The following is a 19,175-nucleotide window of genomic DNA, read 5'->3' as shown; positions in this document are numbered from 1 at the left end:
CCCCTCACCATGAACGGCCCCGCCGCAACGAACAGTCCGGTGGCGAGCTCCGCCCCCACCAGCGCGAAGAGCACCGTGGCGACGGCCGCCACCGCCATCGTCAACATCGCGAGTCTGGTCACCAACGATCCCTCCCTCGGTGATGGAACGCCCCTGGGTCTGATCCAGGACGCGGCCGTCGTCATCGAAGGCGACCGTGTCGTCTGGGTCGGTGAATCCAGAAAAGCACCCGCCACTGACAACCGGGTCGACGCCGCCGGCCGGGCGGTGATCCCCGGATTCGTCGACTCCCACTCGCACCTGGTGTTCGCGGGCGACCGCACCGCCGAGTTCAACGCCCGCATGTCCGGCCAGGCGTACGCGGCGGGCGGCATCCGCACGACGGTCGCCGCGACCCGGGCGGCCTCGGACGCCGACCTGGAGCGCAACCTCACCCGCTACCTGGCGGAGGCCCTGCGCCAGGGCACGACCACCTTCGAGACCAAGTCCGGCTACGGACTCACGGTCGAGGACGAGGCGCGCGCCCTGCGGATCGCCGCCGCCCACACCGACGAGGTGACCTACCTCGGCGCCCACATCGTCCCGCCGGACTACGCCGACGACCCGGCCGGGTACGTGGCCCTGGTCACCGGCGAGATGCTCGACGCCTGCGCCCCGCACGCCCGCTGGGTGGACGTCTTCTGCGAGAAGGGCGCCTTCGACGGCGACCAGGCGCGCGCGATCCTGACCGCCGGCAAGGCCAGGGGCCTGCACCCGCGGGTGCACGCCAACCAGCTCTCGTACGGTCCCGGCGTGCAGCTCGCCGTGGAGCTCGACGCCGCGAGCGCCGACCACTGCACGCACCTGACCGACGCGGACGTCGACGCGCTGGCGCAGTCCGCGACCGTGGCCACGCTGCTGCCGGGCGCCGAGTTCTCCACCCGCGCCGAGTGGCCGGACGCCCGCCGGCTGCTGGACGCGGGCGCGACGGTGGCCCTGTCCACGGACTGCAACCCCGGCTCGTCCTTCACGTCCTCCGTGCCGTTCTGCATCGCGCTGGCGGTCCGGGACATGCGGATGACGCCGGACGAGGCCGTCTGGTCCGCCACCGCCGGCGGCGCCGCGGCGCTCCGCCGCACCGACGTCGGCCGGCTGTCACCGGGCGCGTACGCCGACCTGTCCGTCCTGGACGCGCCCTCGCACGTCCACCTCGCCTACCGGCCGGGCGTGCCGCTGGTGGAGCAGGTCTGGCGCCGCGGGGTCCGCGCGGTCTGACCCGGCCGCGCCGGCGCCGGGGCGGCGCCCGGACACGCGGAAGGGCCCGTTCCGAAGAACGGGCCCTTTCCGCGGGGCTCCCGGTGCGGGCCGCCCGGGACGGCTCTGTCCCGGGTCCGCCGGGGAGTCACTCCTCCAGCGTCAGGCCCTTGCGCAGCCGGGCGAGGGTGCGGTTGAGGAGCCGCGAGACGTGCATCTGGGAGATGCCGAGCTCCTCGCCGATCTCCGACTGGGTCCGGCCGGCGACGAAGCGGAGCGAGAGGATGCGCCGCTCGCGCGCGGGCAGCGCGGCGATCAGCGGCTTGAGCGACTCGACGTACTCGACGCCCTCGATGCCGTGGTCCTCGTAGCCGATGCGGTCGGCGAGCGAGCCCTCGCCGTCGTCGTCCTCGGCCTGGGCGTCCAGCGAGCTCGCCGTGTAGGCGTTGCCCGCCGTCATTCCCTCGACGATCTCCTCGCGGCTGCGGCCGAGTTCCTCGGCGAGCTCGCCGACGGTGGGCGCGCGGTCGAGCTTCTGGGCCAGTTCGTCACCGGCCTTGGCGAGGTCGAGGCGGAGTTCCTGGAGCCTTCGCGGGACGCGCACGGACCACGAGGTGTCGCGGAAGAAGCGCTTGATCTCGCCGACGATCGTCGGCATCGCGAAGGTGGGGAACTCGACGCCGCGGGTGAGCTCGAAGCGGTCGATCGCCTTGATGAGGCCGATCGTGCCCACCTGGATGATGTCCTCCATCGGCTCGCTGCGGGTGCGGTACCGGGAGGCGGCGAACTTCACCAGGGCCAGGTTGAGTTCGACCAGGGTGTTGCGGACGTACGCGTACTCGTGCGTGCCCTCCTCGAGTGCGTCGAGGCGGGCGAAGAGGGTCTTGGAGAGCGCCCGCGCGTCGACGRATCCGGGGATCACCGCCCGGCCGGCGGCGTCGACCCGGTTGTCAGTGGCGGGTGCTTTTCTGGATTCACCGACCCAGACGACACGGTCGCCTTCGATGACGACGGCCGCGTCCCGTCGGGGGTGCGCGGGGCGTCGAGCCGGGGTGACATGGTCTCCTCCATCGTTTCTTCTCGCTGCGGTTTGCGGCGCCTCCAAAGCCGGCCGTTTCGAATGTTCCGGTACTAGCCCTACCCGGTCGGCGGGGTACGTCGCAAGTGTCAATTGTCCGTTTTGTAGGGATGTGTGGTGGAGTTCGGCTACCGGAGGGAGCCTCGAACTTGTATGGTTCTACGCACGTCAACGGGCATCCGCGACAGCGAGAAGAGGCACGGGCATGGACCGCCAGAGCGTCGGCAGCACGCAGCCGGGACGGCTGCGCGTCGAGGTTCGAACCGAGGGGGCGAGCGAAGTGCTCACCCCGGTGGGTGAGCTCGATCACCACACCGCCGAACTGTTGCGTATGCCACTTGAAAGGGCTCTCGCCGCCGGCCGCTCACGGCTCGTGGTCGACTGCTCACGGCTCGACTTCTGCGACTCCACCGGGCTCAACGTGCTGCTCGGTGCCCGGCTGAAGGCCGATGCCGCCGGGGGAGGCGTCCATCTGGCCGGCATGCGGCCCGTCGTCGCCCGGGTCTTCGAGATCACCGGTGCGGACGTCGTCTTCACCGTGCACGACTCGCTCGCCGCGGCACTCCCCGGCTGAGCGGGTGTTTTCGGGAAACAGCCGGGCAGAAGAGCCCGGGTCGGGTGAGTTGTCCGGTGATATCGGTTGAATCGGTGAGGTGAAGCGCTGATGGACACTGCTGCTGGGGGCAGGGAGGTCGAGGAGGTCGCGGGCCCGGTGTCGGGCGTCGCCGCCGATCTCGACGTACGGACGCTCGCGCTCGGCGCGACCAGTGGCACCGTTCCGCTCGCCCGCGACTTCACGCGGTCGGCCCTCTACGCGTGGGGCTGGCTCCCCGCCGCGACCGCGGAGGCCCGGGCCGCCGCCGAGGACGTCCTGCTCGTCGTCTCCGAACTGGTCACCAACGCCTGCCTGCACGCGGAGGGCCCCGAGGAGCTGTGCGTCCGGCGCAGGAACAAGGTGCTTCGCCTGGAGGTCACCGACCGGGGGGCCGGCCAGCCCGCGCCCCGCGCCCCGCACCGCGCCGGGCGGCCCGGCGGACACGGCATGTTCATCGTGCAGAGGCTCTGCCTCGACTGGGGCATCGAGCGCACCCCCGGCGCCCCCGGGAAGACCGTCTGGGCCGAACTGGCCTCTCCCGCGTAGATCCTGCCGAGGTGTCAGAGGTTCACTCGCCGCCTGACGCCTGAGGTCCGACGCCTGACGCCTGACGCCCGGCGCCTGAGGTCAGGCGCTTGACGTCTGAGGCCCGGCGCGGACGGTGGTCCGTGCCGCGTGCCGAACGCCCCCGTGTACCGACCGCTCCCGCGTGCCGACCGCTCCCGCGCGTCCCGACGGCGGCTCCGGTCGTCGCGGACCCGCCCGGCGCACCCCTTCCGGCCCCACGGGCCGCTCCCGCCCCGGACAGGCGTGCGGCCCGCACGGCCACGTCCGGCGGGCATCCACTTCGCCCGTCCCTTTGTCTTCCCTCTGCAACGCCCCAGGCGTACCTTGACGCCCAATCTGATGTGCCGTCAGTAACTTTGCGGTGAGGGGTGCTTGAGGTGCCGTACCGGAGGAGAACAGCTTTCGCGCTGGCAGCGGCGGCGGGCTCGGTGGTGCTGGCCTCCGCCCCCGCGGCCCGGGCCGCCGTCGTCGACGTCGACTACGCCTGCGAGACGAAGATCGGCCCGAAGGGCGCCGTCTCGCCCGTCGACATCACGGCCGTCAGGAGCGGCAGCGGCTACACGATCACCATGTCCTTCGAGAAGGGCGTCTCCGACAGTCCCGTCGAGCTGCCCAAGGGCGTCATGACCCCGCGCGCGGAACTCCGGCTCGGCGGCGCGGAACAGGGGACGCTGAAGGTCACGGGCACGCCCAACACCGCGGCGATCCCGCCCGACACCCCGATCAGGATAGGGAAGCTGACGGGCACGTACACGCCGAAGAAGAGCGGCAAGGTCACCTTCACGGCCGGGGTGCTCACCGTCCACGCGCTCGGCATGGACGCGGCCGTCTGCACCCCGAAGAACAACCCGAAGCCGGCCCTCGAACTCCAGGTCACCGCCGCGGGCGGGTCCTCGTCGGACTCCGGCGGCTCGTCCGGCGCCACCCGGTCCTCCGGCGGCGGGGAACTGCCGAAGACCGGCCCGCTCGACTCCGCGACGGCGCTCGGCACCCTCGGCGGCACCGTGCTGCTGACCGGCGCGGCCGGGGTGCTCTGGCTCACGCGGCGCCCGGCGCGTTGATGCGGGGCGCGTGGGCCGGGCTCGGGGCCGCCGCTGCCACGCTGCTGGGAGCGGTCGCGGCGGCCCCTGCCCCGCAGTGGAGCGCCGGACCGGCCGAGGGTCGGCCGTACGTCTATCTGGAGGGCGCCGCCGGCAGCGTCCTGCAGGACACCCTGTCCGTGACGAACCCGGGCGCGCGACCGCTCACGGTGCGCCTGAGCGCCCGGGGCGCCCCCGTCGCCTTCGCCGCGCGGACGGTCACGGTGCCGGCCAGGACCCGGGCCGACGTGCCCTTCGCCGTGACCGTGACCGCCGCCACCCCGCCCGGCGAACACACGGGCACCCTGCTCGCGACCTCCGGCGGACGGGAGAGCCGGGTGCCGCTGCATCTGCGGGTGAGCGGCCCGAGCCTGGCGGCGCTCACCGTCGAGGACGTGACGACCGACCGCTCGGGGACGCTGCGCTACACCCTCGTCAACCGCGGCAACACGGTCCTGACGCCCCGCGTCGCGGTGCGCGCCGACGGCGTCCTCGGCACCGTCCTCGACCGCCCCTCCCGGGCTCTGCCCGTCACCCTGCGCCCCGGCGAGCGATCCGTCCGCACCGAACCCTGGCCCGATCGGCCGGCCCTCGACTCCGTCACGGTCCGGCTGAGCGTCACGGCCCCGGGCGCCCCGCCCGCGACCGCCCGGACCGAGGCCGTCTTCGTCTCCGGACCCGCGTGGGCCACCGGCACGACGGCACTGCTCGCGGCGGCCGGAGCGGCCGCCCACGCGGCCCGAAGGCGCCGCACCCGGCCGGGCCCGACGCCCGGGGACCCGGTGGAGGAACACGCGCGGGCCGAGGCGACGGCGGGAGCGACCCGATGAGCGGATGGCGCGGCGGACGCGAATGGCGCGACGGGCGGGACCGGGCGTACCTCCGCGGCGGAGCCGCCGGCAGGTCGCGGGCCGACTCCCGGGCCGGCGTGGCCTTCTGCCTGCTGCTCGCCGCGCTGGTGCTGAGTCTCCTGCCCGCCATCCGGGCCGGCGCCGCACCCGCCCCCGGCCCGGCCGTCGCCCTGTCCCAGGCCGAGGGCGGCACCGGCGGCGAGATCACGGTGAGCGGTTCCGGCTGGAAGCCCGGGGCACTGCTGATGCTGCTGATCTGCGGCCAGTCCGCGCCGGGCAAGGGCGTCATCGGCGGCACCAACTCCTGTGCCAACACGGCCGGCCGGGCCGCCACCGTCGACGCCAAGGGCGCGTTCAGCCGGAAGATGCCGGTCGCCGAACCTCCCAAGCCCTGCCCCTGTGTGGTGCACGTGGCCGGCGTCACCGGCCAGCAGGACGCGGTGGACGTGGCGTTCACCGTCGCCGGGCATCCGGTCGCACCTCTGCCGGAAGCGTCCGGCGACGGCCGGCTCGCCGTGCTCGCCTCGGTCCGCCTCGACGGGTCCAGCGGCGTACTCGTGTGGTTCGGCGCGCCCGCCGGGCGGGAGGTCGTCTTCACCGTCGGCAACCTCGGCCAGACCCCGGTCAGGGACCCGGTCTTCCAGGTCGGCACCAGCCACGGCGTCTTCTCGCCGCAGTACGAGGAACGCCAGTGGCGCGGCACCATCCGGCCGGGCGGGAAGGCGACGATCAGGCTGCCCGTCGAACTGACCGCCGGCGCGCACGGCGACTACCAGGTCTCGGTCCGGTACGCGGGCAAGGTCCTGGTCGAGCAGCCCTGGGGCGTCGGCCGGCCCTGGGGCGTGACGCTGTTCTGGGTGCTGCTCGCCGTGGTCGTCCCGGCGGCGCTCTTCCGGATCGGCATGGCGGTGGTGGACCGGGTGCGCCCGACCCGCGGCCCCGCCGCCCGGTCCGCCCCGGCCGCCGGACACCGCCGGCTCCGCACGCCCCTGCGCGCACCCCGGCCCGTCCCGGCACGGGCCGACGACAGCACCACGGTCCTGCCGTGGTTCACCCCGGACTCCGCACCGTCAGAGAACAGCCCGACGACGAAGGGACATTCGTGAGCACGCAACGGAGGATGAGCGCGGCGGGAGTCGCGCTGATGCTCGGCGGCGCGGGGATCCTGCTGACCGCCGGCCCCGCTCAGGCGGCCGAGGTCTCGTACAGGACCGAGTGCATACCGCCGTCCATCTCCGGCCTTCCGCCGGTCCAGGGCACCACCAAGGTGCAGATCACCGCGCCGGCGGAGGCGAAGGTCGGCGACGAGGTCGAGGTGGTCTGGAAGACCGTCGAGGCCGCGTCCAAGAACCCCGACGTCCTCGACCTGGAGAAGGACACGGTCAAGCCCACCGGCACGATCAAGGTGGGCGGCGCGGCGAGCGCCACGCTGACCGTCGAGGGCCCGCGGCAGAACCCGGCCATCCCGAAGAACAGCCCGATGATCCTGCCGGACATGAAGGGCAAGCTGAAGCTGGAGAAGGCGGGTGAGATCACGCTGACCCCGGACAAGTACACGATCAACGTCTCGAAGCCGCTGTCGACGGACACCAAGTGCTCGCCGAAGGAGACGCCGGCGGCGGGTGCCACGATCAAGGTCTCGGCGGGCGGCGGCGGTTCGTCCGGCGGTACGACGTCCTCGGGCGGCACCACCGCGTCCGGCGGCACCACCGCGTCCGGTGGTACAACGTCCTCCGGCGGTACGACGAGCGGTGGCGGTACGACGAGCGGTGGCGGGTCGACCGCGGGCGGTACCTCCGGCGGGGGCGGGGGGCAGACCGACTTCAGCGGCAAGGAGGTCGCGGTCCAGTTCGCCTGCCAGTCGCCGGGGCCGGCGAACATCACCTCGAAGGTGACGATCGACGCCAAGAAGAACGGCGGGAGCTTCGACCTGACCGTCAAGACCGCCAAGGGCGTCATGGACAGCCCCGCCCCGCTCCCCGCCGGGGCGCTCAAGCCCTCGATGGCGGTCAGGATCGGCGGCGCCGACAGCGGCACCGTCACCGTCACGGGACCGGCGAACTCCGCCCCGCTGGAGCAGGGTAAACCGGTCGACCTGCCGGACATGAAGGGCACGTACAAGCCGGGCGCGAGCGGCAAGTCCACGCTCAGTCCCGGCACGCTGACCATCAACGTGTCGCTGGGCGGCTCGCCGATCGTGATCCCCTGCCAGGTCAAGGGCAGCGTCCAGGCCTCCCTCGAGCTGGACACGTCCAAGCAGGAGGGCGGTGCGGCGGGCGGCGGCGACGCGGCCGCGGGCGGAGGCTCCGGCTCGGCCGGAAGCTCCGGTGGGCTCGCCGCCACCGGAGCGGAGGACGAGGGCGCCCTGCGCGCGCTCGCCCTGGTCGCCGGCACGGTGATCCTGCTCGGCGGGGCGGTGTTCACCTTCACTCCGTGGGCGCGCCTGCGGAGGTGACGTCCGGCCGAACGGCGGAGGGCCGCCGCACCGAATCCGGTGCGGCGGCCCTCCGTGCGTACGACGCGGTCCGTCGGGAGCGTCAGTGGACGCTGCCCATGAGTCCCTGGACCTTCTTGCGGTACATGTAGATCGCGAAGCCCGCCAGGACCGCGAGCGCGGCCTGCATGGCGATGATCCCTGTGCCGTTGAGGTCCACACCGGCCAGCGAGAGCAGACCCGTGGTGCAGTCGCCGGCGGTGACGGCGAGGAACCAGACACCCATCATCTGGGAGGCGTACTTCTGCGGCGCCATCTTCGTCGTGACGGAGAGGCCGACCGGGGAGAGGCACAGCTCACCGATGGTCTGGATCATGTAGATCGTGACCAGCCACATCGGGGAGACCTTGGTGCCGTCGCCCGCCATGTTCATCGGGACGATGAAGACGAAGAAGGACGCGCCGACGAGGACCAGACCCATCGCGAACTTCACGATGGTGTTCGGCTCCTGGTTCTTGCGGGCCAGCCACAGCCACAGCCAGGCGAAGACCGGGGCGAGCGCCATCACGAACAGCGGGTTCAGCGACTGGTACCAGGTGGCCGGGAAGCCGAAGCCGAACACGGTGTCAGCGGTCTTGTCGTCCGCGAACAGCGACAGGGTCGAACCACCCTGGTCGTAGATCATCCAGAAGACGGCGGCGGCGACGAAGAACCAGATGTAGCCGGTCATCTTCGACTGCTCGGTCCTGTCGAGGTCCTTGTCCCGCTTGATGCGGACGAGGACGGCGACCGGGATGATCAGACCGGCGAGGGTGATCGGGACGAGCGCCCAGTTCAGGGTGTACACGCCCAGGGCGATGACGACGCCGTAGAACGCGGCGGCCAGGGCGAAGATCAGGGCGGCCTTGACCAGGATGCCCTTGCGCTCGGCCTGGGACAGCGGGTTCGGGACGATGTTGCTCTTCGGGCTGAGGTTCCGGGTGCCGATGAGGAACTGGACGAGGCCCAGGCCCATGCCCAGCGCGGCGAGCGCGAAGCCGAGGTGCCAGTTGACCTTCTCGCCGACGGTGCCGACCACGAACGGGGCCACGAAGGCGCCGAGGTTGATGCCGACGTAGAAGAGCGTGAAGCCACCGTCACGGCGCGGGTCGTCGGGGCCGTCGTAGAGGTGGCCGACCATCGTGGAGATGTTGGCCTTGAGCAGACCGGAGCCGGCGGCGACGAGCGCCAGGCCGACGAAGAACATCGCCTGACCGGGGATGGCCAGCGAGGCGTGGCCCGCCATGATCACGAAACCGGCGATGGTGACGGTCTTGCGCGCGCCCCAGACGCGGTCGCCGAACCAGCCGCCCGGCATGGCCATGAGGTAGACCATCGAGACGTACACCGAGTAGATGGCCGTCGCCGTGGCCGCCGTCATGGCGAGGCCGCCACCCTGGCTGCCCGTAGCGGCGTCCGCGCCGCCGGAGACCAGGTACAGAACGAGAAGGGCCCGCATGCCGTAGTAGGAGAAGCGCTCCCACATCTCGGTCATGAAGAGGGTGGCCAGGCCGCGGGGGTGGCCGAAGAACGTCTTCTCGGAACCAGTGGTTCCGGTGGAAGCCGTCGTCAGGCTGGACGCCATGTCGATCCTTGCTCTGTCGGGACGCGCGCCTTGTGAGCGTGATGCGCCCGGTGGGGGAGGCCGGCACCGGTGGGAGCGTTCGGCAGCCCACCGGGATCCACGCCCCGGAAGCGTCGATGCGCTCCGGGACCCGGCCCACAGGTCGTTCACCGTCTCCGAGGCCGGCGGTGCCCACCTCGTGCAGAAAAGAGACCCTTGGCGTGTGAAGCGAGCCAAAGGTCCCCGATTACCGCTACTGACGTATCGCCACCATACGACACGACAGTGCCTGAAATGGAAGGACTTGAGAGATGGATCACAGGTGAAAGAGGAACCAGGGGGCACTGATCGAAGGTCATGAGCAGGATGACATCCCTGATCCGGAGGGGATCGTCCGGGGCGGTGGATCACGCCCCGGTGCGTGGGCCGTGCGGACTACCATCAGCTCATGACCCGAGTACTGCTGGCCGAGGACGACGCATCCATCTCGGAACCGCTGGCCCGCGCCCTGCGGCGCGAGGGGTACGAGGTCGAGGTGCGGGAGGACGGGCCCACCGCCCTCGACGCCGGACTCCAGGGCGGAGTGGACCTCGTCGTACTCGACCTCGGGCTGCCCGGGATGGACGGCCTGGAGGTGGCCCGGCGGCTCCGCGCCGAGGGCCACACGGTGCCGATCCTGGTCCTGACGGCCCGCGCCGACGAGGTCGACACGGTGGTCGGTCTGGACGCGGGCGCCGACGACTACGTCACCAAGCCCTTCCGTCTCGCCGAGCTGCTCGCCCGTGTCCGGGCCCTGCTCCGGCGCGGCGCCACCGAGCCGGTGGCGGCCCCCGCGACGCACGGCGTCCGCATCGACGTCGAGTCGCACCGCGCGTGGATGGGCGACGAGGAGCTCCAGCTCACCGCGAAGGAGTTCGACCTCCTGCGGGTCCTGGTCCGCGACGCCGGCCGGGTGGTCACCCGCGACCAGCTGATGCGCGAGGTCTGGGACACCACCTGGTGGTCCTCGACGAAGACCCTCGACATGCACATCTCCTGGCTCCGCAAGAAGCTCGGCGACGACGCGGCCAACCCGCGCTACATCGCCACGGTCCGCGGCGTCGGCTTCCGCTTCGAGAAGAGCTGACCGGCGCCGACGAGCCGACCGGGGGCCGGTGGGCGGTCCGGCGCCTGGGCCCCCGTCCTCGTACGCCGCGCCCGGCCGCCGGAGCGCCGTAGGCTCGTCGGGTACCCCGTACTCCCGGCCCGGAGGGCAACGTGCGCCGCCGTCTGATCAACTCCACGCTCGCCGTGGTGCTCGTCGTCATCGCCGTGTTCGGGGTCTCCCTCGTCATCGTCGAGACGCGCACCATCTCCAGCAGTGCCCAGGAGAGCGTGGACTCCGAGGCCCTGCGGCTGGTCTCCATCGTCGACAGCCGGCTCATCGGGGGAGAGCCCGTCAACCCCGACATCCTCGCCGAGCAGAGCGGTGCCAAGCGGTACGCCGAGATCACGATCCCCGGCCGCGACCGCATCGAGATCGGCACCCGGCCCGGCGGCAGCGTCATCCGCTCCACCGCCGAGGGCGAGCGCGGCGAGACCGTGGTCGTCGAGGAGTCCCGGGCCACCGTCACCGCCGAGGTCGGGCGCACCCTGCTGATCATCGGCGCCGTGGCCCTGCTCGCCGTCGTGGCCGCCGTGCTGCTCGCCGTACGCCAGGCGAACAAGCTGGCCTCGCCGCTCACCGACCTCGCCGAGACCGCCGAACGGCTCGGTTCCGGCGACCCCCGTCCGCGCCACAAGCGGTACGGGGTGCCCGAGCTCGACCGGGTCGCGGACGTCCTGGACGCCTCCGCCGAACGGATCGCCCGGATGCTCACCGCCGAGCGCCGGCTCGCCGCGGACGCCTCCCACCAGCTCCGTACACCCCTCACGGCGCTCTCCATGCGCCTGGAGGAGGTGGCCCTCTCCGACGACCTCGACACCGTCAAGGAGGAGGCGACGATCGCCCTCACCCAGGTCGAGCGGCTGACCGACGTCGTGCAACGGCTGCTGACGAACTCCCGCGACCCCCGGACGGGCTCCGCCATCGCCTTCGACCTCGACGAGGTCATCAAGCAGCAGCTGGAGGAGTGGCGCCCCGCCTACCGCAGCGCGGGCCGGGCCATCGTCCACTCCGGCAAGCAGGGCATGCGCGCCGTCGGGACCCCGGGGGCCGTGGCCCAGGTCCTCGCCGCCCTGATCGAGAACTCGCTCATGCACGGTGGCGGCACCGTCGCCCTGCGCACCCGGGTCACCGGCAACCAGTCCGTGATCGAGGTGACCGACGAGGGCCCGGGCGTCCCGGCCGACCTCGGCGCGCGGATCTTCGAGCGGGCGGTCAGCGGCCGCAGCTCCACGGGTATCGGCCTGGCCGTCGCCCGCGACCTGGCGGAGGCGGACGGCGGCCGGCTGGAGCTGCTCCAGCAGCAGCCTCCGGTGTTCGCGCTGTTCCTCGGCCGCGAGGTCAGCGGCCGCAAGGACGAGACGGCGCAGCGCCCGGTCCGCTGAGCGCGGCCGTCAGGCCCGGGCCGGGGAATGGGGTCAGACGCGGTCGGGCTGCTTGTGGGGCGCCTGTCGCGGCGCCTGCTCCAGGAACGATTCCGCGGTCTGCACGGCCTCGCGCGCGGGGAGCGTACGGAAGACCCAGGTCCGGTACGACCAGAAGCGGAAGAGCGTCGCGACGCCGATGCCGAGGAACTTGAAGACGTTGCTCTGCAGCGGGGTGTCCCAGCCGAAGCCGTACGTCGCCGCGTACAGGATCCCGCTCTGGATCACCAGGCCGATCACGCTGAACAGGAGGAAGAGCGTCAGCTCCTTGGTCCGGCTGCTCTTGTCCCGGTCCCGGTACGTGAAGTACCGGAAGCCGAGGTAGTTGAAGCCGATCGCGACGACGGTCGCGATGATGCTCGCCCGGACGACGGGCACGTCCGTCACGTGCCGTACGAGGTTGAACACCCCGAGGTCCACCAGGAGCCCGACACCACCGACCGCGCCGAACTTGGCGAACTCACGCGTGAGCCGGTCGAGCCGCGCGCGCAGTGCGCTTCGTTCACCCATAGTGATCGTTCAGCCCCGTCCGTTCGGATGTGTCGACCCAGCCATGCTAACCAGCCGCCCTGTCACCTGCCTGTGGACGTGGCAAACCACGGGAAAAGGCCGCCCGCCTGTGCCAAAGCACAGCCGGATGAGGCTCACCGTCTCGTGCGGATACCCTAAGAGGGTGACGTTCCCGGTAGTAGGCATGGTCGGTGGCGGTCAGCTCGCCCGTATGACCCACGAGGCGGGCATCCCTCTCGGCATCAGGTTCAAGCTCCTCAGTGACACCCCGCAGGATTCGGCGGCGCAGGTGGTGAGCGAGGTCGTCATCGGCGACTATCGCGACCTGGCTACGCTGCGTGACTTCGCGCGTGGCTGCGACGTGATCACCTTCGATCACGAGCACGTCCCGACCGAACACCTGCGGGCCCTGGAGGCGGACGGCATCCCCGTCCGCCCGGGGCCCGACGCGTTGGTGCACGCCCAGGACAAGGGGGTGATGCGCGCCCGGCTCGACGAGATCGGCGTGCCGAGCCCGCGGCACCGCATCGTGGCCGACCCGGCCGACGCGGTGGCCTTCGCGCAGGAGGTGGGCGGGTTCCCGATCATCCTCAAGACCGTGCGCGGCGGTTACGACGGCAAGGGCGTCTGGTTCGTCCGCAAGGAGGAGGACGCCCGCGACCCCTTCCTGGCGGGTGTCCCGGTCCTGGCGGAGGAGAAGGTCGACTTCGCGCGCGAGCTCGCCGCGAACATCGTCCGCTCGCCGCACGGGCAGGCCGTGGCCTACCCCGTCGTCGAGTCCCGTCAGGTCGACGGCGTCTGCGACACGGTCATCGCGCCCGCGCCCGACCTGTCCGAGGAGCTGTCCGGCCAGGCCCAGGAGCTGGCGCTGCGGATCGCCAAGGAGCTCGGTGTCGTCGGCCACCTGGCCGTCGAGCTCTTCGAGACCACCGACGGACGCATCCTCGTCAACGAGCTCGCGATGCGCCCGCACAACTCCGGCCACTGGACCCAGGACGGCGCGATCACCTCGCAGTTCGCCAACCACGTCCGGGCCGTCCTCGACCTCCCGCTCGGCGACCCGCGTCCGCGCGCGCCCTGGACGGTCATGTGCAACGTGCTCGGTGGCGACTACCCCGACATGTACTACGCGTACCTGCACTGCATGGCCCGCGACCCCCAGCTCAAGATCCACATGTACGGCAAGGACGTGAAGCCCGGCCGTAAGGTCGGTCACGTGAACACCTACGGCGACGACCTGGACGACGTGCTGGAGCGCGCGCGCCACGCCGCCGGCTACCTGCGAGGAACGATCACCGAATGAGCAGCAGCCCCGACACCACCCCCGTCGTCGGCATCGTCATGGGTTCGGACTCCGACTGGCCGGTGATGGAGGCCGCGGCGCAGGCCCTGGACGAGTTCGAGATCCGCTACGAGGTCGACGTCGTCTCCGCGCACCGCATGCCGCGCGAGATGATCGCGTACGGCGAGGAGGCCGCGGGCCGCGGCCTGAAGGCGATCATCGCGGGCGCGGGCGGCGCCGCCCACCTGCCCGGCATGCTCGCCTCCGTCACCCCGCTGCCGGTGATCGGCGTGCCCGTTCCGCTGAAGTACCTCGACGGCATGGACTCGCTCCTGTCGATCGTCCAGATGCCGGCCGGAGTGCCGGTGGCCACGGTCTCGGTCGGCGGGGCGCGCAACGCGGGCCTGCTCGCCGCCCGGATCCTCGCCGCCCACGACCCCGACCTGCTCACCAGGATGCGGGAGTTCCAGCAGGAGCTGAACGACCAGGCGACCGAGAAGGGCAAGCGGCTGCGGGCCAAGGTCGAGGGCGCGGAGTCGTTCGGCTTCGCCAAGTGAGCGCCGACGGCACGGCCGGGACGGCGCCCGCGCAGGAGCGCCTCGCCGAGGCGCTCGAACTGCTCGCGGACCACCCTGTCGTGGACGGTCACAACGACCTGCCCTGGGCGCTGCGCGAGCAGGCCCGCTACGACCTGGACCGCCTGGACATCGGCGCCGACCAGACCGGGTCGCTGCACACGGACCTGGCCCGGCTGCGGGCCGGCCGCGTCGGCGCGCAGTTCTGGTCCGTGTACGTGCCCTGCCGGCTCACCGGGGACGCCGCGGTCAGCGCCACCCTGGAGCAGATCGACGCCGTCGACCAGCTCCTCGCGCGCTACCCGGCGGAGCTGGCCCCCGCGCTGACCGCCGACGACATGGAGGCGGCGCGCGCGGAGGGCCGTATCGCCTCCCTGAAGGGCGCCGAGGGCGGCCACTCCATCAACGACTCCCTCGCCACCCTGCGGGCCCTGCACACCCTGGGCGTCCGCTACATGACGCTCACCCACAACGACAACACCGCGTGGGCGGACTCGGCGACGGACGTGCCGGGCGTCGGCGGCCTCTCCGCCTTCGGCCACGAGGTCGTCCGTGAGATGAACCGCGTCGGCATGCTGGTCGACCTCTCGCACGTGGCCGCGACGACGATGCGGGCCGCGCTCGCGACCTCGGCCGCACCGGTCGTCTTCTCCCACTCGTCCTCACTGGCGATCTGCGACCACCCGCGGAACATCCCCGACGACGTGCTGGCGCAGCTCCCGGCCAACGGGGGCGTGGCGATGGCCACGTTCGTGCCGAAGTTCATCCTCCCCGCCGCGGTGGAGTGGACGGCCCGCGCCGACGAGAACATGCGCGCGCACGGGCTGCACCACCTCGACACCACCCCGCGCGCGATGAAGATCCACCGCGCCTTCGAGGAGGAGAACCCGCGTCCGGTCGCCACCGCCGCGACCGTCGCCGACCACCTCGACCACATGCGCGAGGTCGCGGGCATCGACCACATCGGCATCGGCGGCGACTACGACGGCACGGCCTTCACGCCGTCCGGTCTCGACGACGTCGCCGGCTACCCGAACCTCGTGGCGGAGCTGCTGACACGCGGCTGGTCGCGCGCCGACCTCGCCCAGCTGACGTGGTCGAATGCGGTGCGCGTGCTGCGCGACGCCGAGGCGGTCTCGCGCGAGCTGCGGGCGACGCGAGGACCGTCGAACGCGACGATCGAGTCCCTCGACGGCCCCGGCGCCGCGGACTCCGCCGACTCCCCCGACGGGCAACCTTCCTGACGGTCCGACAGGAGAAGGCCCCGCCTCGGCGGGGCCTTCTCGGCGTCCCGGGCCCGTCGCCCGGACGGAGCAGTCCACCGAGACCCGACCCGACGGCGGTGGCACGGTGGACCGTACTGCCCCGCGCCTTCGGCGGGGTGGTACTGCATCGCCGAGTTCGGAGTAACACCATGGCAGGTCTGCTAGACGATCCCCACACCCTCTCCGCCGTTCCTGCCGCCGCCGGCGAGCTCGACCCCCCTGAACCACCGCCACCCCTCGACGAGTCGGCACGCGCGCGTGCCCTGCTCGCGGGGCAGCCGGTCGTCGAGGGGCGTACGGAGTTCCCTGCGGAACTCGACCCGGAGGACTTCCCGCCGGTCCGCGCGCAGGAGGTGGGGGGCCAGTTCTGGTCCGTGCGCGTCGGACCCGACGAGGGGGTGGTGGGCGCGCTGCGCCGGATCGACGCGATCCGCGCCCTGGTGGCGGCCTGTCCCGAGGACCTGCGCCTCGCCCACACCACCACGGAGGTCGCGGCCGCCGTCAACCACGGGCGGGTGGCCGTGCTGCTCGGCCCGGTGAGCGCCGACGCGATCGGCGGCTCGCTCGCCACGCTCCGGGCCTACCACGCGCTCGGCGTACGGGCGGTGACGCTCGCCGGCTTCGACCGCTTCGTACGCGACGCGGTACGGGAGATGAACCGTCTGGGCCTGGCCGTGGACCTGTCGGGCGCGGCCCCCGACACCGTCCGTGAGGTCCTGGCCGTGGCGAAGGCCCCGGTCCTGATGACCGAGGCCGACCCCGGGTCGCTGCCGGACGACGTCCTGCGCCTGCTGGGCGCGAACGGCGGCGTCTGCATGGTCCCGGTCGCCGAGGACCCGGCCGTGACGGCCGACGTCCTGGACCGCGTCCACACGCTGGCCGGCCCGCACTGCGTGGGCGTCTCCCACCCGAAGGACCCGGCACAGGGCTACGCCCCCCTCTTCGCGGAGCTGCTCCGCCGGGGCTGGACCGCCCAGGACCTGGTCCTGCTCTCCCACGCCAACGCCACCCGCGCGCTGCGTCAGACGGAGTTCCGCTCCCGCGCGACCCGTCTCCGCGCCGCCTGACCCGTCCCCCCCCGCCGGGACGGGGCCGGAACACGGCCGGTGCCCCGGGCGACGACGCCCGGGGCACCGGCCCGGTCCTTCCTGCGTCAGGCCCGCGGGCGGCCCATCGCCCGGTACACCCAGCCCGCCTCGCGCCAGCGGCCCGCGTCCAGCGCGTTGCGGCCGTCGAGGATCACCCGGGCCCGCACCGCCGCGCCGAGCTCCGCCGGGTCCAGCGCGTCGCGGAACTCGCTCCACTCCGTCAGGTGCAGCACCACGTCCGCGCCCCGCACCGCCTCCAGCGCCGAATCGGCGTAGCCCAGCGTCGGGAAGAGCCGGCGCGCGTTGTCCATGCCCTTGGGGTCGTAGACCGTCACCTGACCGCCCTGCAGGTGGATCTGGCCCGCGACGTTGAGCGCCGGCGAGTCGCGTACGTCGTCCGAGTCCGGCTTGAAGGTCGCGCCCAGCACCGCCACCCGCTTGCCGAGGAACGATCCGCCGCCCAGTGCCTCGCGCGCCATCTCGACCATCTGGCCGCGCCGCCGCATGTTGATGGAGTCGATCTCGCGCAGGAACGTCAGCGCCTGGTCCGCGCCGAGCTCGCCCGCGCGGGCCATGAAGGCACGGATGTCCTTCGGCAGGCAGCCGCCGCCGAAGCCGATCCCGGCCCGCAGGAACTTCGACCCGATCCGCTCGTCGTAGCCGATCGCCTCGGCCAGCTTCGCGACGTCGCCGCCCGCCGCCTCGCAGACCTCCGCCATCGCGTTGATGAAGGAGATCTTCGTCGCGAGGAAGGAGTTCGCCGCCGTCTTCACCAGCTCCGCCGTCGGGAAGTCGGTCACCACGAACGGCGAGCCCTCCCCGATCGGCCCGGCGTACACCTCGCGCAGCAGCTTCTCCGCCCGCTCGCTGCGCACACCGGCCACCACCCGGTCCGGGTGCAGGGTGTCCCGTACGGCGAAGCCCTCGCGCAGGAACTCCGGGTTCCAGGCGAGCTCGACCCCTTCCGGCAGCAGCTCCGCCAGTCGCTCGGCCGAGCCGACCGGCACCGTCGACTTGCCGACGACGAGCGCGCCGGAGCGCACCACGCCGGCCAGCGAGGCGAAGGCGGCGTCCACGTAGGACATGTCGCAGGCGTACTCGCCGTGCTTCTGGGGCGTGTTCACGCAGACGAAGTGGACGTCTCCGAAGGCGCCGACCTCCTCCCAGGAGGTCGTGAAGCGCAGCCGTCCGGTCGAGCCCTCGATGCCGTCGACGTGCCGGGCGAGCAGGTCCTCCAGACCCGGCTCGTACATCGGCACCCGGCCCGAGGCCAGCAGCTCAAGGGGAGCTCCAGATCATGGGCAAGGACTTCGACCTGTATCGCCTGTCCGAGGAGCACGACATGCTCCGGGAGACGGTCCGTGCGCTGGCGGAGGCGAAGATCTCGCCGTTCGCCGCGGCGGTGGACGAGGAGGGGCGGTTCCCCCAGGAGGCGCTGGACGCGCTGGTGGCGGCGGATCTGCACGCGGTGCACGTGCCGGAGACGTACGGGGGTGCGGGGGCGGACGCGCTGGCGACGGTGATCGTGATCGAGGAGGTCGCGCGGGCGTGCGGCAGCAGCTCGCTGATCCCGGCGGTGAACAAGCTGGGGTCGCTGCCGGTGGTGCTGTCGGGTTCGGAGGAGCTGAAGGCGAAGTACCTCGGTCCGCTGGCCAAGGGTGACGCGATGTTCTCCTACGCGCTGTCGGAGCCGGACGCGGGTTCGGACGCGGCGGGSATGAAGACGCGTGCGGTSCGSGACGGGGACTTCTGGGTCCTCAACGGTGTGAAGCGGTGGATCACCAACGCCGGGGTGTCGGAGTTCTACACGGTGATGGCGGTCACCGACCCGGAGAAGCGGTCCAGGGGCATCAGCGCGTTCGTGGTGGAGAAGTCCGACGAGGGTGTCTCGTTCGGCGCGCCGGAGAAGAAGCTGGGCATCAAGGGTTCCCCGACCCGTGAGGTGTACCTGGACAACGTGCGGATCCCGGCGGACCGGATGATCGGCGCGGAGGGCACCGGGTTCGCCACCGCGATGAAGACGCTGGACCACACCCGGATCACGATCGCCGCCCAGGCCATCGGCATCGCCCAGGGCGCCCTGGACTACGCCAAGGGCTATGTCCGGGAGCGCAAGCAGTTCGGCAAGCCGATCGCCGACTTCCAGGGCGTGCAGTTCATGCTCGCCGACATGGCCATGAAGCTGGAGGCGGCCCGGCAGCTGACCTACGCGGCCGCGGCGAAGTCCGAGCGCGTGGACGGCGACCTGACCTTCTTCGGCGCCGCCGCCAAGTGCTTCGCCTCCGACGTCGCGATGGAGGTCACCACCGACGCCGTCCAGCTCCTGGGCGGCTACGGCTACACCCGCGACTACCCCGTCGAGCGCATGATGCGCGACGCCAAGATCACCCAGATCTACGAAGGCACCAACCAGGTCCAGCGCATCGTCATGGCCCGCAACCTCCCGT

The 19,175-nt window shown here is 72.1% G+C and carries 17 protein-coding genes and 1 pseudogene; 14 read left to right on the top strand and 4 right to left on the bottom strand.

The annotated features are described in order from the left end of the window. Positions 1 to 9: 9 nt before the first annotated feature. Entirely contained in the window at positions 10 to 1,254 is a 1,245-nt protein-coding gene (hutI, locus tag EAO71_RS15565; RefSeq protein WP_147978268.1) for an imidazolonepropionase, read from the top strand. A 127-nt stretch (positions 1,255 to 1,381) separates the two neighbouring features. Here the strand turns inward: hutI and EAO71_RS15560 are convergent, their stop codons facing one another. Then, positions 1,382 to 2,155: an RNA polymerase sigma factor SigF gene (locus EAO71_RS15560; protein WP_261992151.1), complete on the bottom strand. Its 774-nt coding sequence runs from the start codon at positions 2,153 to 2,155 to the stop codon at positions 1,382 to 1,384. A 361-nt stretch (positions 2,156 to 2,516) separates the two neighbouring features. On the opposite strand from EAO71_RS15560, the gene EAO71_RS15555 reads away from it, so the two are divergent. The 6 genes from EAO71_RS15555 (at position 2,517) to EAO71_RS15530 (ending at position 7,858) form a co-directional block, all read left to right on the top strand. Continuing rightward, on the top strand, positions 2,517 to 2,885 hold the full coding sequence (locus EAO71_RS15555) for an STAS domain-containing protein (RefSeq protein WP_147978267.1): 369 nt from the start codon (positions 2,517 to 2,519) through the stop codon (positions 2,883 to 2,885). A gap of 90 nt (positions 2,886 to 2,975) precedes the next feature. After that, a complete protein-coding gene (locus EAO71_RS15550) occupies positions 2,976 to 3,452 on the top strand; it encodes an ATP-binding protein (protein WP_147978266.1) in 477 nt (158 codons plus the stop codon). A gap of 398 nt (positions 3,453 to 3,850) precedes the next feature. Further along, positions 3,851 to 4,534 (top strand): peptidase, encoded by a 684-nt coding sequence (locus EAO71_RS15545; protein ID WP_147978265.1) that lies wholly within the window; start codon positions 3,851 to 3,853, stop codon positions 4,532 to 4,534. After that, entirely contained in the window at positions 4,534 to 5,382 is an 849-nt protein-coding gene (locus EAO71_RS15540) for a COG1470 family protein (RefSeq protein ID WP_261992150.1), read from the top strand. Before EAO71_RS15545 ends, EAO71_RS15540 begins: the two co-directional genes overlap by 1 nt. Next, on the top strand, positions 5,379 to 6,509 hold the full coding sequence (locus EAO71_RS15535; protein WP_261992149.1) for a hypothetical protein: 1,131 nt from the start codon (positions 5,379 to 5,381) through the stop codon (positions 6,507 to 6,509). Before EAO71_RS15540 ends, EAO71_RS15535 begins: the two co-directional genes overlap by 4 nt. Positions 6,510 to 6,523: 14 nt before the next feature. Beyond that, positions 6,524 to 7,858, top strand: coding sequence for a hypothetical protein (locus EAO71_RS15530; protein ID WP_147979319.1), 1,335 nt, complete (start codon positions 6,524 to 6,526; stop codon positions 7,856 to 7,858). Positions 7,859 to 7,940: 82 nt separating this feature from the next. Here the strand turns inward: EAO71_RS15530 and EAO71_RS15525 are convergent, their stop codons facing one another. Further along, complete coding sequence (locus EAO71_RS15525) at positions 7,941 to 9,461, bottom strand: peptide MFS transporter (RefSeq protein WP_147978264.1); 1,521 nt, start codon at positions 9,459 to 9,461, stop codon at positions 7,941 to 7,943. A gap of 427 nt (positions 9,462 to 9,888) precedes the next feature. Here EAO71_RS15525 and EAO71_RS15520 point away from each other — a divergent pair, with 427 nt between their 5' ends. Both EAO71_RS15520 and EAO71_RS15515 read left to right on the top strand, forming a co-directional pair. Next, positions 9,889 to 10,566 (top strand): response regulator transcription factor, encoded by a 678-nt coding sequence (locus EAO71_RS15520; RefSeq protein ID WP_147978263.1) that lies wholly within the window; start codon positions 9,889 to 9,891, stop codon positions 10,564 to 10,566. Between the two features lie 131 nt (positions 10,567 to 10,697). After that, positions 10,698 to 11,969 (top strand): ATP-binding protein, encoded by a 1,272-nt coding sequence (locus EAO71_RS15515; protein WP_147978262.1) that lies wholly within the window; start codon positions 10,698 to 10,700, stop codon positions 11,967 to 11,969. 33 nt (positions 11,970 to 12,002) lie between these two features. Here the strand turns inward: EAO71_RS15515 and EAO71_RS15510 are convergent, their stop codons facing one another. Continuing rightward, positions 12,003 to 12,518 carry a GtrA family protein gene (locus EAO71_RS15510; protein WP_147978261.1) on the bottom strand — a complete coding sequence of 172 codons (516 nt, stop codon included), beginning with the start codon at positions 12,516 to 12,518 and terminating at the stop codon, positions 12,003 to 12,005. 163 nt (positions 12,519 to 12,681) lie between these two features. Here EAO71_RS15510 and EAO71_RS15505 point away from each other — a divergent pair, with 163 nt between their 5' ends. The 4 genes from EAO71_RS15505 (at position 12,682) to EAO71_RS15490 (ending at position 16,707) form a co-directional block, all read left to right on the top strand. Continuing rightward, the gene (locus tag EAO71_RS15505) at positions 12,682 to 13,821 is read left to right on the top strand and encodes a 5-(carboxyamino)imidazole ribonucleotide synthase (RefSeq protein WP_147978260.1); all 1,140 of its coding nucleotides are present in this window, start codon (positions 12,682 to 12,684) and stop codon (positions 13,819 to 13,821) included. Beyond that, the gene (purE, locus tag EAO71_RS15500) at positions 13,818 to 14,357 is read left to right on the top strand and encodes a 5-(carboxyamino)imidazole ribonucleotide mutase (RefSeq protein ID WP_147978259.1); all 540 of its coding nucleotides are present in this window, start codon (positions 13,818 to 13,820) and stop codon (positions 14,355 to 14,357) included. Before EAO71_RS15505 ends, purE begins: the two co-directional genes overlap by 4 nt. Next, on the top strand, positions 14,354 to 15,619 hold the full coding sequence (locus EAO71_RS15495; RefSeq protein WP_147978258.1) for a dipeptidase: 1,266 nt from the start codon (positions 14,354 to 14,356) through the stop codon (positions 15,617 to 15,619). The genes purE and EAO71_RS15495 overlap by 4 nt, the downstream gene beginning before the upstream one ends. Before the next feature lie 170 nt (positions 15,620 to 15,789). Further along, a complete protein-coding gene (locus EAO71_RS15490) occupies positions 15,790 to 16,707 on the top strand; it encodes a membrane dipeptidase (protein WP_147978257.1) in 918 nt (305 codons plus the stop codon). Between the two features lie 86 nt (positions 16,708 to 16,793). Here the strand turns inward: EAO71_RS15490 and EAO71_RS15485 are convergent. Continuing rightward, positions 16,794 to 18,011: pseudogene (locus tag EAO71_RS15485) on the bottom strand (UDP-glucose dehydrogenase family protein); the annotation flags it as partial. A 14-nt stretch (positions 18,012 to 18,025) separates the two neighbouring features. Here EAO71_RS15485 and EAO71_RS15480 point away from each other — a divergent pair. Then, positions 18,026 to 19,175, top strand: a 1,150-nt coding sequence (locus EAO71_RS15480; protein WP_147979318.1) for an acyl-CoA dehydrogenase family protein, incomplete at its 3' end; no start/stop codon positions are given.

This window comes from Streptomyces sp. MS191 (genome assembly GCF_008042125.1).
Classification (GTDB): Bacteria; Actinomycetota; Actinomycetes; order Streptomycetales; family Streptomycetaceae; genus Streptomyces.
The sequence above is the reverse complement of the archived record's forward strand: the minus strand, read 5'-3'. Positions and strand labels throughout refer to the sequence as shown.

Bases quoted from the DNA above. Each gene is read 5' to 3' on its own strand.
- hutI (WP_147978268.1), top strand. From the start codon at position 10: ATGAACGGCCCCGCCGCAACGAACAGTCCGGTGGCGAGCTCCGCCCCC.
- EAO71_RS15555 (WP_147978267.1), top strand. From the start codon at position 2,517: ATGGACCGCCAGAGCGTCGGCAGCACGCAGCCGGGACGGCTGCGCGTC.
- EAO71_RS15550 (WP_147978266.1), top strand. From the start codon at position 2,976: ATGGACACTGCTGCTGGGGGCAGGGAGGTCGAGGAGGTCGCGGGCCCG.
- EAO71_RS15540 (WP_261992150.1), top strand. From the start codon at position 4,534: ATGCGGGGCGCGTGGGCCGGGCTCGGGGCCGCCGCTGCCACGCTGCTG.
- EAO71_RS15535 (WP_261992149.1), top strand. From the start codon at position 5,379: ATGAGCGGATGGCGCGGCGGACGCGAATGGCGCGACGGGCGGGACCGG.
- EAO71_RS15530 (WP_147979319.1), top strand. From the start codon at position 6,524: ATGAGCGCGGCGGGAGTCGCGCTGATGCTCGGCGGCGCGGGGATCCTG.
- EAO71_RS15525 (WP_147978264.1), bottom strand. From the start codon at position 9,461: ATGGCGTCCAGCCTGACGACGGCTTCCACCGGAACCACTGGTTCCGAG.
- EAO71_RS15520 (WP_147978263.1), top strand. From the start codon at position 9,889: ATGACCCGAGTACTGCTGGCCGAGGACGACGCATCCATCTCGGAACCG.
- EAO71_RS15510 (WP_147978261.1), bottom strand. From the start codon at position 12,518: ATGGGTGAACGAAGCGCACTGCGCGCGCGGCTCGACCGGCTCACGCGT.
- purE (WP_147978259.1), top strand. From the start codon at position 13,818: ATGAGCAGCAGCCCCGACACCACCCCCGTCGTCGGCATCGTCATGGGT.
- EAO71_RS15490 (WP_147978257.1), top strand. From the start codon at position 15,790: ATGGCAGGTCTGCTAGACGATCCCCACACCCTCTCCGCCGTTCCTGCC.